At 67.5% G+C, this 14,728-nt stretch carries 16 protein-coding genes; 9 read left to right on the top strand and 7 right to left on the bottom strand.

The annotated features are described in order from the left end of the window. Positions 1–17 precede the first annotated feature (17 nt). Entirely contained in the window at positions 18–785 is a 768-nt protein-coding gene (locus HUA74_RS39710) for an alpha/beta fold hydrolase (protein WP_174458743.1), read from the top strand. Between the two features lie 67 nt (positions 786–852). On the opposite strand, the gene HUA74_RS39715 is transcribed toward HUA74_RS39710, so the two are convergent. Together HUA74_RS39715 and HUA74_RS39720 are read right to left on the bottom strand one after the other, a co-directional pair. Then, positions 853–1,485, bottom strand: a complete 633-nt coding sequence (locus HUA74_RS39715; RefSeq protein ID WP_174458744.1) for a hypothetical protein — start codon at positions 1,483–1,485, stop codon at positions 853–855. A gap of 262 nt (positions 1,486–1,747) precedes the next feature. Further along, entirely contained in the window at positions 1,748–2,368 is a 621-nt protein-coding gene (locus HUA74_RS39720) for a glutathione S-transferase family protein (RefSeq protein WP_174458745.1), read from the bottom strand. Positions 2,369–2,545: 177 nt separating this feature from the next. On the opposite strand from HUA74_RS39720, the gene HUA74_RS39725 reads away from it, so the two are divergent. Continuing rightward, entirely contained in the window at positions 2,546–3,406 is an 861-nt protein-coding gene (locus tag HUA74_RS39725) for a helix-turn-helix domain-containing protein (protein ID WP_174458746.1), read from the top strand. Positions 3,407–3,527: 121 nt separating this feature from the next. On the opposite strand, the gene HUA74_RS39730 is transcribed toward HUA74_RS39725, so the two are convergent. Further along, the gene (locus HUA74_RS39730) at positions 3,528–4,427 is read right to left on the bottom strand and encodes an NmrA family NAD(P)-binding protein (RefSeq protein WP_254614839.1); all 900 of its coding nucleotides are present in this window, start codon (positions 4,425–4,427) and stop codon (positions 3,528–3,530) included. A gap of 119 nt (positions 4,428–4,546) precedes the next feature. Between HUA74_RS39730 and HUA74_RS39735 the strand changes: the two genes are divergently transcribed. Beyond that, positions 4,547–5,143: a TetR/AcrR family transcriptional regulator gene (locus HUA74_RS39735; RefSeq protein ID WP_174458748.1), complete on the top strand. Its 597-nt coding sequence runs from the start codon at positions 4,547–4,549 to the stop codon at positions 5,141–5,143. Positions 5,144–5,212: 69 nt separating this feature from the next. Here HUA74_RS39735 and HUA74_RS39740 read toward each other — a convergent pair whose 3' ends face one another. Then, on the bottom strand, positions 5,213–6,106 hold the full coding sequence (locus HUA74_RS39740; protein WP_174458749.1) for a LysR substrate-binding domain-containing protein: 894 nt from the start codon (positions 6,104–6,106) through the stop codon (positions 5,213–5,215). A 122-nt stretch (positions 6,107–6,228) separates the two neighbouring features. Between HUA74_RS39740 and HUA74_RS39745 the strand changes: the two genes are divergently transcribed. Beyond that, positions 6,229–7,107 (top strand): PhzF family phenazine biosynthesis protein, encoded by an 879-nt coding sequence (locus HUA74_RS39745; RefSeq protein WP_174458750.1) that lies wholly within the window; start codon positions 6,229–6,231, stop codon positions 7,105–7,107. 41 nt (positions 7,108–7,148) lie between these two features. Here the strand turns inward: HUA74_RS39745 and HUA74_RS39750 are convergent, their stop codons facing one another. Further along, on the bottom strand, positions 7,149–8,036 hold the full coding sequence (locus HUA74_RS39750; RefSeq protein ID WP_174458751.1) for an SDR family NAD(P)-dependent oxidoreductase: 888 nt from the start codon (positions 8,034–8,036) through the stop codon (positions 7,149–7,151). Between the two features lie 32 nt (positions 8,037–8,068). Here HUA74_RS39750 and HUA74_RS39755 point away from each other — a divergent pair, with 32 nt between their 5' ends. Next, a complete protein-coding gene (locus HUA74_RS39755; RefSeq protein WP_174458752.1) occupies positions 8,069–9,013 on the top strand; it encodes an AraC family transcriptional regulator in 945 nt (314 codons plus the stop codon). A gap of 104 nt (positions 9,014–9,117) precedes the next feature. On the opposite strand, the gene HUA74_RS39760 is transcribed toward HUA74_RS39755, so the two are convergent. Both HUA74_RS39760 and HUA74_RS39765 read right to left on the bottom strand, forming a co-directional pair. Continuing rightward, on the bottom strand, positions 9,118–9,369 hold the full coding sequence (locus HUA74_RS39760) for a hypothetical protein (RefSeq protein ID WP_174458753.1): 252 nt from the start codon (positions 9,367–9,369) through the stop codon (positions 9,118–9,120). A gap of 73 nt (positions 9,370–9,442) precedes the next feature. Beyond that, the gene (locus HUA74_RS39765) at positions 9,443–9,928 is read right to left on the bottom strand and encodes a hypothetical protein (protein WP_174458754.1); all 486 of its coding nucleotides are present in this window, start codon (positions 9,926–9,928) and stop codon (positions 9,443–9,445) included. A 146-nt stretch (positions 9,929–10,074) separates the two neighbouring features. On the opposite strand from HUA74_RS39765, the gene HUA74_RS39770 reads away from it, so the two are divergent. The 4 genes from HUA74_RS39770 to HUA74_RS39785 all read left to right on the top strand — a co-directional run bounded on the left by HUA74_RS39770 (position 10,075) and on the right by HUA74_RS39785 (position 14,700). Beyond that, a complete protein-coding gene (locus HUA74_RS39770; RefSeq protein WP_246137514.1) occupies positions 10,075–10,833 on the top strand; it encodes a hypothetical protein in 759 nt (252 codons plus the stop codon). A gap of 392 nt (positions 10,834–11,225) precedes the next feature. Beyond that, complete coding sequence (locus tag HUA74_RS39775; RefSeq protein ID WP_254625462.1) at positions 11,226–12,689, top strand: SH3 domain-containing protein; 1,464 nt, start codon at positions 11,226–11,228, stop codon at positions 12,687–12,689. Between the two features lie 119 nt (positions 12,690–12,808). Then, a complete protein-coding gene (locus tag HUA74_RS39780) occupies positions 12,809–13,876 on the top strand; it encodes an alpha/beta fold hydrolase (protein ID WP_174458755.1) in 1,068 nt (355 codons plus the stop codon). After that, positions 13,873–14,700: a MerR family transcriptional regulator gene (locus tag HUA74_RS39785; RefSeq protein WP_174458756.1), complete on the top strand. Its 828-nt coding sequence runs from the start codon at positions 13,873–13,875 to the stop codon at positions 14,698–14,700. The genes HUA74_RS39780 and HUA74_RS39785 overlap by 4 nt, the downstream gene beginning before the upstream one ends. The last annotated feature ends 28 nt before the right edge of the window (positions 14,701–14,728 follow it).

A 14,728-nucleotide genomic window follows, 5' to 3' on the forward strand; every position in this document is an offset into this window, starting at 1 on the left:
ACTGACCGTAAAAGCAGATGTATTACGAGGTGTCCGGCAAGGGCGACCCGCTGATTGTCCTGCACGGCGCCTACATGAACATCCCGACGATGGGCGCCATCATCCCCAAGCTCGCGAAGACCCATCGGGTCTATGCGCTCGAGTTTCAGGGACACGGCCGCACCACCGACATCGACCGGCCCATCACGTACTCCCACCTGGCGGATGACATCGCGGCGTTCATGGACGCGGTGGGACTCAAGAAGGCGGACGTGTTCGGCTACTCCATGGGAGCGGCCGCCGGGCTGCAGTTCGCCATCCGCCATCCGGAGAAGGTGAACAAGCTGGCCGCCGCTTCGGTCGCCTACGACGTCGAGGGCTGGCAGCCCGAGTTCAAGGAGTTCATCCCGCAGATGAAGGTGGAGATGTTCCTCGAGATGCCGTTCGCGAAGGACTACCGGAAGCTCGCCGCCAACCCCGAAGGGTTTCCGGAGCTGGTCCGGAAGCTGATTGCGCTCGAGAAGGAGCCGATGGCGTGGAGGGAGCAGGTGAAGGCGCTGAAGACTCCGGTGCTCATCATCACCGGAGATGCCGACGTCTCGACCCTGGAGCATTCGGTCGCCCTGTTCCGGCTCCTCGGCGGTGGCGGCGCGGGCGACATGGGCAAGCCGCTGTCGCCCTCGCGCCTCGAGGTCCTGCCGGCGACGTCACACACCGCGGTCATCACGCAAACGGAGCTGTTGCACGCCTTCATCGAGCCCTTCCTGAAGGGCATCACGCCGAAGGGGATGTTCGAGGCTCCTTAAGCCGGTGCCTCGAACCGCTCCCCCTTTCACCGCGTGAGTGACGGGGAGGCTTCCGCTCCTGGACGACTCAGCGTCGGACGAGGAGTCGCAGACCGCCCATGAACCAGGAATGGAAGCGGGCATCCTGTCCGTCGTACCTGGCCAGGGTCCCCGTCACGTAGGGGCCGAACCACACGGGCCCCGCGACGTTGAAATCGATGCCCCCCTGAAGGTTGCCCACCTCGAAGCCTTCCAGGCGGCCATACGACGAGGTCGGTTCGAGTTCTCCGGTCATGACGGAGGGCACCTGGTCGGCATCGAGGACGTCGTAGCCAACGCCCAGGCCCAGCCACGGGCTGAGCTTCTCCGACCAGGGGTGGTGGTAGCTCAGGTTGAGGCCGATTCGCATGGCGCTCACACCGCAGTCCCCCTGGCACTCACTGACGGCGAGCCCCACCGCGTACTGGAACGAGGCGCCCACGTAGAAGTGGGAGCCCAGGAACGTCCCCACGTCGAGCTGCGCGGGGACGATGCCCTTCACGATTTCGTCCAGGTATATGTCGTAGTGGCTGTCCCCTCCCTTCGCGATGCCGATGGGGAGCCCGTAGCCGGCGCGAAGGCCGAAGGAGAGCTTCAGGTCCTCGGATTCGGCCTGGGCGACAGGTGCCCCTGCGAGGATGAGCGTGATGATGGCCCCGAACGTGACAACTGAGTTGCGCATGATGTCTTCCTCTCGCGGTGATGCGATGTGAATCACCGCCGGGCCCAGAGCGGGGTCGGCCTCCCTCGCCTGGCCCGACGAGGCGCCAGTGCAAGCGCGGTGCCTTCCCTGTTCTCCAGGTGACACCAGGATGGACCGTGAAGACAGCACGACTCGGGGACTCAGAATTTCGCGGCAATGCGCCAGGGAGGCCGTGCTCCAGGGGAGGCATGACTTGTGTGTCGCAGCCTGGCTGAGGCACGGGTGGTGATGCGGGGAGTGCTCAACGGGCCCTGGCCGTTGGCCATACCGGCATCTTCACGAAGCCCGGCAGTTGCTCGACACGCGCCAGCCAGGCGGTGACTCCAGGGTAGTCGTCGAGGGCGATTCCTCCCTGGTACGAGAGGCTCACCAGAGGATGACAAGCCACGTCCGCCAGCGTCGGACGCCCGAGCTCAAGCCAGCCCCCGTCGGTCAGACGTCGCTCCAGCACCTGCAGGGCCGAGCGCGCTCGCGACTGCGCGGCGGGGAGGTCGCAGGCCACTCCGAAGGCCAGGTGGTTGCGCGCGAAGCCAATGCCGTTGTGCAGCTCATTGGCATCCATGAACAGCCATTGCATCACTCCCGCCGCCTCCGCGGGCTCTCGCGGCAGCCAGACGTCAGCGCGGTCATAGGTCCGGGCAAGGTAGTAGACAATGGCGTGACTGTCTCGCAGCACGAGCTCACCGTCGGTCAGCACCGGGACCTGCCCGAGCGGATTGAGCGCCAGGAATTCGGGGCGTCGATGCTCGCCGACGACCAGGTTCACCATCTGCTCGCGGTAGTCGAGCCCCAGCAGGGAGAGGAACAGCCGCACGCGGTGCGTGTTACCGGACAGGGGAAAGCCATGAAGGATGCGCGTCATGAAGCCTCCTGGAGAGGACTGAGCTGGGGTTGCACGTCGCGCGGCGATGGCGACGCGGGCCACTGTGGAGTCGTCGCGTGGGCGCGGCAACCACCTCGGAGGTAGTTGTCGCCATCACCGCATCAGCCCCACACTCCCCGCGTCCGCCATCTCGTCTTCCTCACGGAGGGGTCACTCATGGCTTCACGTCCGCAAGCGCTGCCGGAGCTGAACCCAGGCTCGTCCTTCGCCGAGCAGCTCAAGCGCTGGCGACAGCTGCGCAGGCTCTCGCAGATGGAGCTGTCCCTGCAGGCGAACGTCTCGCAGAAGCACGTCAGCTACCTCGAGCTGGGGCGGGCGAGGCCCAGCCGCGCCATGGTCCTGCTGCTAGCGCACGTGCTCGATCTCCCCCTGCACGAGCACAACGTGTTCCTGGAAGCCGCTGGCTTCACCGGAGCCTTCAGCCGGAGCACCCTGGATGACCCCTCGATGCGGCCGGTGGTCGAGGCCGTCGATGTCATGCTCACCCACCTCGAGCCGAATCCGGCGCTCGTGGTCGACGGCGCCTGGGACATCGTCCGGCTCAACGCAGGCATGTCGCGGCTCACGGCGGCGCTGGCATTCGACCCGGCGCCACTGCAGCGCGCCGTGGGCATGGCGAGGGCGCGAAACATGATGCGCCAGCTGTTCCACCCTGCCGGCCTGCGCGGGCGCATCATCAACTGGACGGAGGTCGCGCCGCTGATGCTCGTGCATCTGCGCCGCCAGCATCAGAGTCGGCCGAGCGAGGCCCTCGCGGACCTCTACACCGAACTGCGGGGGTATCCCGGCGTATCCGCCCTGCCAGTTCCGTCATCGGCATCCACCGGCCTGCCGCCCATCACGCCCATCGAGTACGCGCATGGGACGTTCCGGATACGGCTGTTGTCGATGTGCTCGACCCTTGGCAATGCGCAGGACATCACCACCGACCATCTGCGCATCGAGTCCTTCTTTCCCGCCGACGACGACGCGCGGCGGCGCTTGAATGAGCTCAAGGCGGCAGGACGGAGACGGTAGGGTCTTCGGGCAAGACCTCAGCGCGCCCAGCAGGCCGCGCGCCGCCAATCCTGCCCACGGCACCGCGTGGAGAGAGACTTCGCCCTTCGCCTCCTGGCGGAGTCCCGGCGATGAGGTCACCTCAAGGCCACGTGGCGTGGACCCATTGCGCGAAGGTCCGCGGCGAGAGGCCGAGGGCCCGCGCTTCGTCGGGGCGGGCCGGACTCGGATTTTCGTTCAGGTAGCGCTGCGAGTGGACGAACGCGGGGAGGAGGCCCTGTGCGAGTGCCTCTTCCGGAGTCAGGTCGGGCGCCTCGACCTTCGTCTTCCAGGCCTCCGAAAGGACCGCTGATATCTCGCGGAGCGAGCGGACATCACCGGCGAGTTCGAGGTTGCGGCCATCGAAGCGCTCCGGCTCGGCGATGATTCGCGCGACCGCCTTGCCGATATCGTCGACGGCGATGAGCGACAGCCGGGTGTCGGGTTTGAGGACGGTCAGCAGCCGATTCTCCACCCAGTTCGCGAAGAGGAATGACGGGCGCACGAAGTTCTCCATGAACATGGACGGCCGCAGCACGGTCCAGTGCGGGAAGCCGGCGTCCTTCACGAGCTCGTCGAGATACGCCTTGCTCTCCCAGTAATGCTCCAGCGTCTTCCAGCGCCCCTCCTTCCAACCGGGGACGCCGCGATGATGGTCGCCAGCGCCGGAGACCGATGTGTGGACGAACTGCGGGACGCGCTCGGCGAGCGCCGCCTCGACGAGGTTCCGCCCATGCCTCGTCTCGGAGTCGCCTCCGAGGTCCTTGAGGTCGGGCGTCTGCACCGAGAAGACCGCGTCGACGCCACGGCAGGCCGCGCGCAGCGAAGGCGGGTCATCAAGATTCCCCGAGGCAATCTCGACGCCGTGCTCCCGGAGCCCCGCCACTGCCGGCGCCTCCAGGTTTCGGACCAGCGCCCGCACCGCGACGCCGTCGGCGCGCAGTGCGCGTGCGGCCGCTCCGCCCTGTCTGCCCGTGGCACCCGTCACCAGAACCGTCTTCATGGTCCACCTCATCGCAACGCGGCCGGCGCTTTATTGCAACCAGTTCGTTGCTTTAACGAAGGTAACGGCCCCGGGGGACAAAGCAACTTGTTCGTTGCTTTCGTGCTAGAACGTTCGGGATGGCTTCGAAACAGCAACGGGGCGAGCCGCTGGTCGCGAAGATTCTTGAGGCGACCCTCGAAGAGGTCGCGCGGGTCGGCTACGAGAACCTGTCAATCGAGGCGGTCGCCGAGCGCGCCGCCGTCAACAAGACGACAATCTATCGCCGCTGGGAAACACCGGAGGCGCTGGTGCTCGCCGCGTTCGAACGGGTGTCCGACCAGGACAGCTTCCCCAACACCGGCTCGCTCCGGGGCGATCTCCTCGACTACCTGCGCCGCTATCGCGCGGTCTGCCGCTCCCCCGTGGTGCTGTCGCTGATGCGCATGCTCTTCGCTGGCAGTGGCGGCAAGGGAGAGCTCTGCAAGGTCATCCAAGAGCGAATCGAACGCTCCGAATGCAACGCGCTCGTGATGTTCGAGCGGGCGGTGGCGCGCGGCGAGCTCCCGAAGGACACCGACATGCCGCTCGTTCGTGACCTCCTGCTCGGCAGCGCCCGGAATCTGATTTTGTTCCGCCATGACACCTGCACCGACGAGACGCTCGAGCGCGTCGTCGACGTGATGCTGCTCGGCGCCGCCGAAGGCGGTCGGCGAAAGAAGTCGGCGCGACGCTGAGGCACCCCACGAAGCGCATTCGTCCCATGCGTTGCACGCGGACTGGGACGACCCGCGAACAGGTATGAATCATGGGGGCGTCATCAGGTTGCGTTGAAACCACTCCCGGAGGGCGACGACGTCGGCACGGGAACTCAGGCCTGGCGCGCAGGCGAAGTGATAGGTCTCGCCGCGAAGAACCTCGACGAACGGCTGGCTCAGCAGTCCCGCGGACAAGGCGTCGGCCACCAAGACCCGGCTGACGATGGCAACCCCCTGCCCCGCGAGCGCGGCCTGAACCGCATGCAGGCCGTCCGTGAACCGGATGCCTGCCTCGGTATCCACCCCTGTGACTCCGGCCTCGGCACACCAGCGGGCCCACGTCGGCGGAGGTCTGGGCACACGCTGCCCGTCGATGTGGATGAGCTTCGCGCGGCGCAGGTCGCTGGCGCGCGTGAGTTTGAGTCTCGGGCTGCACACGGGGGCGAAGGTGTCGCGCTTCAGCACCGTGGCCTCGGCCCCCGGAAACGGGCCCCTGCCATAGCGGATGGCCACATCGACTTCGCCCGCTTTCAGCACCACGGGCGCGTTTCCGGCATGCAGCCGGAACTCGATGTCCGGCAAGAGGCGGCGGACCTCATCCAGACGCGGCACCAGCCACTGGCTCAAGAACCCCGTGGTGGCGGAGAGTGTCAGCGTCACGGGAGTCGGGCCCTTGCGCAGGCGTGAGACAACCCGGCTGATGTCCGCGAAACCCGCCGCGGCCGCCTCGTACAGCTCCGCGCCCGCCGACGTCAGGGACACGGACCGTGGCGTCCGGTCGAGCACACGCACGCCCAGGTAGGCTTCGAGCTGCCGGACCTGGTGGCTGATGGCCGTGGGCGTCACGAAGAGCTCCGCGGCGGCGGCCTTGAAGCTGGAATGTCGGGCGGCGGCGTCGAAGGCGCGCAGCGCGTTCAAGGGAGGAAGCTCGTACGGAGGCATGCTGAATCCAGCTCATCTTCAAGGTGAGAACTTCGCTTTTGCGGCGGCACCCGTGCCTCATTAGGTTTCCGTCAGGTCCGAGCAAGGTGAATGTAGCTCATCTACGACCGAGGAGAAGACGAATGGCAGAGCTGGCATCAGGGCTGATCGATGTGTTCGCGGATGCTCCGCTGAGCGGCAACCCTCTCGCGGTCGTCGAAGGCGCGGACGCGTTGCCCGACGACACGCTTCGGCGCATCGCAGGCGAGTTCAATCAGGCGGAGACGACCTTTCTCCTGAAGAGCACGCGCGCCGATTGGAAGTTGCGCTCGTTCACCGCGAATGGCTCGGAGATATTCGGAGCGGGGCACAATGCGCTCGGGGCCTGGCTGTGGCTCGCCGAGCACGGAGCCCTCGGTTCGTTGGATGCGCCGAAGACCTTCCAACAGGAAATCGGTACAGACGTGTTGCCCATCACGCTCGAGGCACGTGCGGGCCGCATCCATGGACGGATGAAGCAGTCCCCATTGAAGCTCTCTTCGTCACTCGATGACGTCGGCCCCCTGGCCGAGGCGCTTGCCGTGCCTGTCGCGGATGTTCTGACGCACCCGGCGCCCCGCGTCGCCAGCACCGGTGCAGGTCATCTCCTGGTTCGCGTTCGAGACGCGCTGACTGTTGATCGCGCTCGCCCCATGAGTGACAAGTTGCTCTCGGTGCTGGCGGCGGCGGGGGCCGAGGGCTGCTATGTCTACGCGTTCGACCCGGCCGCCCCACGGACGGCCTATGCGCGCTTCTTCAACCCCACGGTCGGTCTCTGGGAAGACGCGGCGACAGGCACGGCCGCCGGGCCGCTGTGCGCCTACCTGGGTTCGGAGGACCTGCTCGCGGAGGACAAGACCCTCGTCGTCGAGCAGGGTGTTCACATGGGCCGGCGCAGTTTGTTGCATGTGCGCCTGACGCCGGAGCCCGAGCTCTCCGGCTCTGGAGTCGTGGTGCTTCGTGGATTGCTCACGGTGACGTGACACTCACTCGACGCCCACGTGCTTCTTGTCCTGGGCGCGAGTCACGAACCCGGGCGCAGCATGGCTTCGGCGAGCCTCCAGACGCTGGCCGCCAGCTCGGCGTCGTACGCAATCGCTGTGGGCTGATATTTCTTCGGACTCTTGAGCGCGGCACCTCGCGCGCGCCGGACGTCCTCATCGAGCAGGAAGCGAAGGCCGTTTTCAGCCGAGCGCTCCGGCGTCGTCGCGATGAGTGCGTACAGCGCGCGGGCCCACCACGGCTGCTCGCGAATCGAGTCGGTCGTCGTAGGACCCACGCATGAAATCGCGATGCTGATGGGCAGGTCTTTCCACCTTCGCGCGGCCTCCTGAACGTGCAGGAAGCCGAGCACCTGCGACGACATGAGCGAAGCCGTGAGCGTCCACTTGCGACGCTCGAATTGAAGGTCGCCCACATCCGGCACGAGCCGCGCGGGAGGGCTGGCGCCGATGTGAAGAATCCGTCCATCTCCGGACGCCGCGAGCGCATCGACGAGCTTCAGGTTGAGCCCGGCCCGCGCGAGGTATTGCAGGCCGAAGGCGTGTTCATAGCCGTCGGCCGTCGACTGACGCGTCCGCGCCCGCAGGTCCACGCTCATCGCCGAGTGGATGAGGCCATCGAACGTCCTGCGCCAGGCCAGGATGTCGCGAGCAGCGGCTCCGATGCCCGCGACCGACGAGAGGTCTGCCCGTGCCCACCGCGCGTCACCGGCTCCGGCGTCACGCAGCAGCTTCGCCGTGGCTTCGCCCCGTGTGGCATCTCGGCCCAACACGAGCACGTCCGCGTGTCGCCGCGCCATCGCGAGCGCGGTGGCTCGACCAATGCCACTCGTCCCACCGGCGAAGACGAAGGCCTTTCCTCTAACGTCTCTCGACATCAGCACCTCGTGGAGTTCAAGTTCGGGTGCCATGGTCTCGGACGACCTGCTACGAAGCGTCTCGAATGGTTGATGGAACGTCCGACGATGCGCTGACGTCGCTTCTCTCCACCGTGAGGCTTCGCGCGAGCGTCTTCGGTGCGAGCGAGCTCGCGGCGCCCTGGGGAGTCAGCACCGAGGGTCTCGGAGCCTACGTCTGTTACGTCATTCCCGAAGGCAGCGCGGTCCTCGCCGTGCGCGGGACTCGCCGTGCCCTCCCCCTCCTGGCGGGCGGTGTCGCGTTGGTCCGCGCGGGCATGGCGCACGAGCTCAAGGACTCGCTCAAGACGCGCGCCGAGCCCTTCGAGCGGCTTCGCGCCAGGTCCAAGAGCGCGACCTCTTTCTTCCGCGGCGGCGGCACCGGCGCGCGAACCCAGGTCATCTGTGGGACCCTCGAGGTCGACGAGATTGACCGCGCGCTCTTCGACACCGCGCTGCCACCAGTCGTGAGCTTGAAACACGAAGAGCTCTCGGGGGCGACGCGGCATCTGGTCGCCGCGCTCACGTCCGAGGCCATCGACCGGAAGCCCGGGGCATCACTCGTCCTGACGCGGCTGGCGGAGCTCCTCTTCGTGCAGGTCGTTCGCGCGTGCATCGGTCTCGATGTTCGGACCGCCAGTTGGCTGCGAGGAGTCGGACACCCGGCAATCACGAAGGCGCTGGCTGCGATTCATCGCGCGCCAGGAGAAGCATGGACGCTCGAACGTCTCGCGGAGGAGGCGATGATGTCGCGGTCGACCTTCGCGGAGACCTTCCACGACATCGTGGGGGAGACGCCGTTCGCGTACCTCACGTCGTGGCGCATGCGAGCCGCCGCACAGCTCCTCGCGTCGTCTGACCAGAGCCTCAAGGTGATTGCCAGCACCGTTGGCTATGCATCTGACGAGGCCTTCTCGCGAGCCTTCCGAGCGTGGGCCGGTATGCCTCCCGGCGCATACAGGGGGCGGTCGCCAAGGCGTGCGGACACGTAGCCGTCCCGCCTCCAACACCTGTGCAGCCGGCTGCCCATCTCGTGCTCCCCTCCTCGGCCCCCAGCACTCGAACGGGCATCCCACAACGACCTTGGCGCGCACCGCTATCGCCTGTTGATGAGGTAGCGGAGGACAGAGCCAAGGCCGGAGAAACGAAATGAGGGGTCGATGTATTTTTCGATGACGTAGAAGGCGAAGTAGTAGGCGCGGCAGAAGGCCCAGATGGCGAGGCTGAGCAGGAGCAGGACACGCCACTCGGGCAACTGCAGAAGGACGAGCGCCGACGACATCAGGCCGATGACGACGAAGAGGATCGCCTTGACCCACATCCATCGGTGCGATTGCAGGTCGCGCATGCGCGAAACCTATACCGCCGCTGAGACCTTCGACAGCGCAGGGGGCCGCGGGGCGCCGGGCCTCGCCTCCACGTCAGCGCTCCTCGCCTATCTTCGGCATCCCCCGACACAGAAATTCCTCGTCGTCCTTGATGTACGCCAGCAGGAATTCCTCCAGGCTCCCTAACGGGAACCGAGGATCATTGCCGCTCTTGGTGCCCAGGACGAGAGACACGTATCCCTTCCATGGCCCTGACACCCACAGCGCGTACCACCACGACTGCTGAAAGTAGTCGACGAAGATGACAGACGCCTCCGTGGCGTTGCAGCCGTACCCTGCGTCTCGGAGAACATCGGCGGTCGCGCGAAGCTCCCCCGGCAACCAGAAACGAAACCCCTGGGCATCCTCATCCGTTGGAAGCCCGGCGATGCGGAGGAACGCCTCGTATTCTTCTGGAAGTACGCCAGGAAGCGACCGCCACGCGTCCACGAGTTCCTTCATCGCGACCGGCTGGACGTTGAGGTGCCGCTCCAGCCAGTGCTGCCGAACCTGCGTCGCGATATTCGTTATTGCAGTCATGGCGCGGCGATCCAATCCATCAAGCACTTCAACAACCCCGGTGCTGCAAGCGCAGGTTTTCGACGGTAGCACGGGTCAATTTCGCTGCGTGTCCTGGACGAACCGCGAGGCGCGGTGGAGCAACAGGCGCGTGCTACCTTCGGTGGATGGCAAACCACCTCGCCTGCATCGGAATCCACGCCAACGACAAGGCGGCCTTCGGGCGCGTCCTGGACTCCCTGCTGGAGCACACCACGGTCGCGGGCACGACACGCGACCACGAGTTGAAGGTGTGGTCCGACACTTCGGGCGCGAGCTACAGCTTCGTCTTCAACCACGCGCACAAGGTGCAGTGCGCCATCCCGGGCTTCCGGGCGGAGTCGCGCCTGCGGGTCCGCGCCACCGACTTCGCCCTCCACGAGAGCTGCCGCCTCTGCGACCCGCTGAAGGCAGAGATGGTCGACTCCGAAGGCCACGTCCTCTACCCGTTCGCCACGCAGCTCGATGACCTCGCGCTGGTGCGCGAGCGCATCCGGCCCGGCATGGTGCTGGAACTTGCGCCGTGCGCCTTCGCGGAGTCGCTGCAGGCCTGGCCGGACGAGGCGGCCTACCTGACCTCGCGCAAGCCGGGGAAGGCGCTGCGGGGCTCGAAGCTCTTCATCCCCAATCCTGCCTCGCTCCTGTCGAAGAGCAGCACTCCTCCCCCGGTCGAGCCCCGGGCCTACTTCGCCGGGCAGGTGGAGGCCGCGGACGTGCGCACCAACGGCGTCACCGGCCACCAGTTCCAGCACGCCCTCGTGCGGACCTATGGAGGCACCTATGACGTCCTCGCGGCGGCAGACGAGGCGACGCCCCAGCTACGGCCCGGCAACATCGTGAGGGGGACCTTCTGGCTGGTGGCGAGCGTGACGGCGGGGCTGGGCTGAGCCCGACCGCGAGAGTGGCCATGAGCTTGCGCGAGAAGCGCACCCATGTGCCTCCCAAACCCGGTCGCCGCATCGCGAGCGCGTCACTGCCATGAGCGCCAGCGCGTCGCGGCCAGTGAACGAGCCGTGAACTCCGAGGCGACAACAGCCCTGACGGAGGGGCATCCCAGTGGGCCCGTGAAGGCGGCGAGCAGCCGACAAGGCGAGCCGTCCGTTCAAGGAGCTTCTGGAGCGACTGCCTCCCGGAGAAAACGCCGCGCGCCTGCGAAATAGCTCTCGCCCAGAGTTCGTTGTGCCTGAGGGTGAGCAGCCAGTTACAAGTGCGATGACCTGCTCGCCCCCGCGCGCATGCACGGCCGCATGAGCCGTCTTCCCCCCTGGGAGTTGAACGAATGAGCCGCCTGGCATCCCCCTCCACTCAGCCTCGTGCGACGACGTGCCGGGCTGGCGCACGCACATGGCGCACGCGGATTCTCTCGCTCGCGGTGATGGGGACCACCGCCAGCCTTGCCGCCTGCGCCGCGCCGTCCGCGCTCGCCGTGTCTCCATCCGGGGTGCCCGCGTTCAGCGAAGACATGCTGTCGCCCGAGTTCTGGATCCGCCGCGCGCCATCTCCCGACGAGGTGCTGCTCGATGCCAACCAGGTGGCGGCCAAGCGCATGCGCGCCTTCGGTCCGGATGGCGGCCTGATCGACCTGAAGCGCATCCCGGCCACGCTGACGCGGGCGCAGGTCGCCGGCTGGGTCAAGGATGCGCAGCAGACACCCATCCAGGCAGTCATCGACGAACAGGGCCGACCGGTGACGGAGGCGATGCTCGAAGAGCCGCGCCAGAACACCGCGACCGAACACATCCCCGAAGCCTCCACCGCGCGCTACGGCCTCAGCGTGCGGCGCACGACCCTGCGGTCACTGCCGTCCGACCAGAAGTTCTTCGCGGCGGAGAACCTGCGCGACTACGAAAGCCTGCAGGCCGGCATCCTGTTCCCTGGCGAGCCGGTCATCATCGCGCACCACAGCGCGGACCAACAATGGCTGCTCGTCATGACGACCCAGGGTCCCGCATGGGTCCGGCGCGCCGATGTCGCGGAAGGCTCGGCGGACGCGGTGTTCTCGTACGTGGCGAAAGCGCCCGGGCGCGTCGTCACGGGCGACCAGGTGCGCACAGTCTCCACGCCGGAAGCACCCGGAGTGTCCGAGCTCGAGCTCGACATGGGGGTCGCGCTGCCACGGGCCGACGTGGCACCCGGTGAGCCCGTCAACGGCGCCAGCAGCTATGCATCGTGGCCGGTGCTGCTGCCGGTGCGCGAGCAGGACGGCACACTGGCGTTCCAGAGCGCGCTGCTGCGCCGTACCGCCGACACCGCGCCGGGCTATCTGCCAATGACACGCGCCAACATCCTCCGCCAGGCGTTCAAGTTCCTCGGCGAGCGCTACGGCTGGGGGCACCAGTTCAATGCACGCGACTGCAGCGGACTGACCAGCGAGGTGTACCGCAGCCTGGGGCTGTTCCTGCCGCCCAACTCCGGGATGCAGGGCAAGAGCGAGGCGCTGAATCACCGCCTCTTCACTGCGCAGGACTCGCACGCCGAGCGGCTGCGCGCGCTGGCCCAAGCGCAGGTGGGTGACCTCATCGTCGTTCCCGGTCACGTCTTGATGATCATCGGCCACGTGGATGGCGAGCCCTACGTCATCCAGGATGTCCCGTTCGCCGTGTTCAAGGACCCGGCCACGCAGCAGCTCCGCAAGACGAAGCTGAACCAGGTATCGGTCACGCCTCTGCTGCCGCTGTATGCCGACGACACGACCCTGTACGTGGACGCGATGACGAGCCTCGTACACGTCACGCGGCCATAGGCCCGGCCGCGGGCGATGAATTCCATGCTCGCGTGGGCCGCCTCCGCTTGACTCTCCCCCAAGGGGAGACCGCCACCCTCCGCTCCATGTCACCCGGAAACAGGTCTCGGAGGATGGTCATGGTAGGAGTTCTTGGAACACTCGTCCTGCTGGTCGCGGCGGCAGCGGGCACCTGGTGGTGGATGGGGCGAGCGCTCTTCCAACCAGGCACCGTGGAGCAGTTGCTGGCCGCGCGGGGCGAAACGCTGGACGTTCCCCCAGGACAACGTGCGGATGGGCCGTCCTGGCAGGTGTCGCCGGACGTGAGGCTCCACCACGTGGCCGTGGGTGATGGGCGGGACGTCGTCGTCGTGCATGGCGGCCCTGGACTCCCGCCAGCGGAACCCTGGCGCGGGGCGACCATGACGGGTGACGCCCTGCGCTGGCACTTCTATGACCAGCGAGGCTGCGGCGCCTCGTCGCGGCCCTTCACCCACGCGCCCCCTGGCGGCACGTGGCAGGCCATGCAGGCGGTGGAGCTGCGACTGGGACTCGCCGCGCAGCTCGCGGACCTCGAGCGCATCCGGCGACTGCTGGGCAAGGAGCGCCTCACGCTCGTGGGACACTCCTTCGGGGCCCTGGTGGCCGCGCTCTACGCCGCGGAGTGGCCGGAGCGGGTCGAGGCCCTCGTGCTGGTGGCACCCGCCCCGTTGGTGACGATGCCCGCGGGTGATGGCGACCTGTTCACCCAGGTGAGGGCCCGGTTGGACGCAACGGGCCAACGCGAGCTGGCGGCGTGGCTGAAGCACACCTTCGACTTCCCTGCCCGCCTGAAGGACGACGAGGCCCGACTCGCCGAGCACTTCGCCGCCTTCGGCCCCCTGTACGTCCAGGCCACGCGGCACGCCCGCCCCGACGCGAAGCTTCCAGGCGCCGGCACCGCGGGAGGCTTTCTCTCGCTGGGGCTCTACCTGAGCCTGGGCCGGCATCACGACTGGACGGAATGGTTGCGCCGGGTGCGCGCGCCCACGCTCGTCATCCATGGCGCCCAGGACCTCCAGCCGCGCTCGGCCACGGAGCGTGTGGTAGAGGCGATTCCCCACGCGCGACTGGTGGAGCTGGCGGACAGCGGGCACTTCCCTTTCGAGGAGCAACCCGAGTCCTTCGCGGCCACTGTGCGCGCCTTCCTCTTGGAGGAGGAGCGGTGAGCGGACTGCTGTATTCCATTGGCGAGACTTCGCGCATCACCGGGCTGACCGTGAAGGCCCTGCGCTTCTACCAGGAGAAGGGACTGCTCGAACCCTCGCGCGTGGACCCCTCCTCTGGCTATCGCTACTACACCGAGCGCGACATCGCCCTGGCCCACACGCTGCGCGCGCTGCGCGACCTGAAACTGTCCCTGGAAGAGATTCAGGGAGTGCTCACGGAGGTGGCGACGGGCGCCTCGCTCGCGGAGCAACTGGGGCGCGCGCGCGCCCGGCTCGCCGACGAGGCCGCCAGCGCGCACCGCTCCGTGCTCGCGCTGGACACCCTGCTGCGAAACCAGGCCCAGGCGGAGGCGTACCTGCGCGCACCGCCGCCACTCCTCGAGCGCTGGCTCCCTCCGGCCCGCGTCGCCGTGCACCGGGCCCGGGGACGGTACTCCGACGCGTCGGTGGCCTTCCCCAGGCTGTTCGCCGCGTGCGGCCCCCACGTGGCCGGTGCGCCCTTCTGCCTCCTTCACGAGGCGGAGTACCGCGAGGAGGACGCGGACGTGTCCTGGTGTGTCCCCCTGGCACCGGGAGCCACTCCGCGAGGTGTCACCATCGAGGAGGTGCCCGAGGTCCAGGCAGTCACGCTCGTCCACTCAGGGGCGCCCCAGTCCGTGGGCCCATCCTGGGCTCGCCTCTTCGCATCCCTTCACTCGAAGGAGCGCACCCCAGCCCTTCCCCTGCGCGAGACGTTCCTGCGCGTGGACACACAGGAGAGCGCCTCCTGGTTGACCGAGCTCGCGCTGCCGTGGGAGGGGAACGGGCTTCGAAGCAAGACCTGAGTCAGCCCCTCCCGATGGATGGGCTGAG

Origin of the sequence: Myxococcus sp. CA051A, assembly GCF_013336705.1 — a bacterium.
Lineage (GTDB): Bacteria > Myxococcota > Myxococcia > Myxococcales > Myxococcaceae > Myxococcus > Myxococcus llanfairpwllgwyngyllgogerychwyrndrobwllllantysiliogogogochensis.

Excerpts from the sequence above, each read along its gene's own strand:
- HUA74_RS39715 (WP_174458744.1), bottom strand. The coding sequence starts at position 1,485 with ATGCGCAACTCAGTTGTCACGTTCGGGGCCATCATCACGCTCATCCTC.
- HUA74_RS39775 (WP_254625462.1), top strand. The coding sequence starts at position 11,226 with ATGAGCCGCCTGGCATCCCCCTCCACTCAGCCTCGTGCGACGACGTGC.
- HUA74_RS39740 (WP_174458749.1), bottom strand. The coding sequence starts at position 6,106 with ATGCCTCCGTACGAGCTTCCTCCCTTGAACGCGCTGCGCGCCTTCGAC.
- HUA74_RS39735 (WP_174458748.1), top strand. The coding sequence starts at position 4,547 with ATGGCTTCGAAACAGCAACGGGGCGAGCCGCTGGTCGCGAAGATTCTT.
- HUA74_RS39710 (WP_174458743.1), top strand. The coding sequence starts at position 18 with ATGTATTACGAGGTGTCCGGCAAGGGCGACCCGCTGATTGTCCTGCAC.
- HUA74_RS39730 (WP_254614839.1), bottom strand. The coding sequence starts at position 4,427 with ATGAAGACGGTTCTGGTGACGGGTGCCACGGGCAGACAGGGCGGAGCG.
- HUA74_RS39780 (WP_174458755.1), top strand. The coding sequence starts at position 12,809 with ATGGTAGGAGTTCTTGGAACACTCGTCCTGCTGGTCGCGGCGGCAGCG.
- HUA74_RS39750 (WP_174458751.1), bottom strand. The coding sequence starts at position 8,036 with ATGGCACCCGAACTTGAACTCCACGAGGTGCTGATGTCGAGAGACGTT.
- HUA74_RS39760 (WP_174458753.1), bottom strand. The coding sequence starts at position 9,369 with ATGCGCGACCTGCAATCGCACCGATGGATGTGGGTCAAGGCGATCCTC.
- HUA74_RS39770 (WP_246137514.1), top strand. The coding sequence starts at position 10,075 with ATGGCAAACCACCTCGCCTGCATCGGAATCCACGCCAACGACAAGGCG.
- HUA74_RS39765 (WP_174458754.1), bottom strand. The coding sequence starts at position 9,928 with ATGACTGCAATAACGAATATCGCGACGCAGGTTCGGCAGCACTGGCTG.
- HUA74_RS39720 (WP_174458745.1), bottom strand. The coding sequence starts at position 2,368 with ATGACGCGCATCCTTCATGGCTTTCCCCTGTCCGGTAACACGCACCGC.
- HUA74_RS39745 (WP_174458750.1), top strand. The coding sequence starts at position 6,229 with ATGGCAGAGCTGGCATCAGGGCTGATCGATGTGTTCGCGGATGCTCCG.
- HUA74_RS39755 (WP_174458752.1), top strand. The coding sequence starts at position 8,069 with ATGGTTGATGGAACGTCCGACGATGCGCTGACGTCGCTTCTCTCCACC.
- HUA74_RS39725 (WP_174458746.1), top strand. The coding sequence starts at position 2,546 with ATGGCTTCACGTCCGCAAGCGCTGCCGGAGCTGAACCCAGGCTCGTCC.